Source organism: uncultured Umboniibacter sp. (assembly GCF_947497555.1).
Classification (GTDB): Bacteria; Pseudomonadota; Gammaproteobacteria; order Pseudomonadales; family DSM-25080; genus Umboniibacter.
In genome coordinates, this window is the sequence record NZ_CANMGY010000029.1 from 1 (window position 1) to 863 (window position 863).

2 rRNA genes are annotated in these 863 nt (G+C 44.3%); both read left to right on the forward strand.

The annotated features are described in order from the left end of the window. Positions 1-68 (forward strand): 16S ribosomal RNA (locus tag Q0698_RS13245); the annotation flags it as partial. 506 nt (positions 69-574) lie between these two features. Then, positions 575-863: ribosomal RNA gene (locus Q0698_RS13250) — 23S ribosomal RNA — on the forward strand; the annotation flags it as partial.

Consider the following 863-nt stretch of genomic DNA (forward strand, 5'->3'; position numbering starts at 1 on the left):
GATTCATGACTGGGGTGAAGTCGTAACAAGGTAACCCTAGGGGAACCTGGGGTTGGATCACCTCCTTAATCGAAAGCGTACATCCTCAAGTACTCACACTTATTGTCTGATTGAATGCAGTAATCATCTGTTAGCGCATACGCCCCAAAGGGTGTGTTTGTGTGTTAGCAAATGACGTACTGTCATGTTCTTTAACAAGGTAATAATGAAGCTGAAGAAATTCACAATAAAACTGTGATCTTGACGAGTTCAAATCAAGCGACGAGATCCGGCGAAAATTGAAACTTCATGTTGATTGCAAACAATGGACTCGAGTGGCAACACTCAGAGAACAGCAAAAAACAAAGGTTAATGTACAAAGCAAACAAAGCGATGTGCAGAGTTCAATTGACTGTTAGCTTTTCACTTAACAACTTTTAAAGTTGGGCGGTGTGAGTGACGTGATTTTTTGAGTTTTACGAGGCGTTTTCAAATGAGCCAAGGGAGTTTACAGATTGTAAATGACCGCCGGCGAGTGCGAAAACAACGAAGTAAGGCACAAAAAAGCATTCACGACATAAGAGCTAATATATATGGTCAAGCGACTAAGCGCACACGACGGATGCCTTGGCAGTTAGAGGCGATGAAGGACGTAGGAGCCTGCGAAAAGCTTAGGGGAGTTGGCAAACAAACTTTGATCCTAAGATGTCCGAATGGGGAAACCCACCCTGCGTAAGTAGGGTATCTTGCACTGAATACATAGGTGTAAGAGGCGAACTCGGGGAACTGAAACATCTAAGTACCCGGAGGAAAAGAAATCAACCGAGATTCCCTTAGTAGCGGCGAGCGAACGGGGATCAGCCATCATATGATAGCTGCTGTGT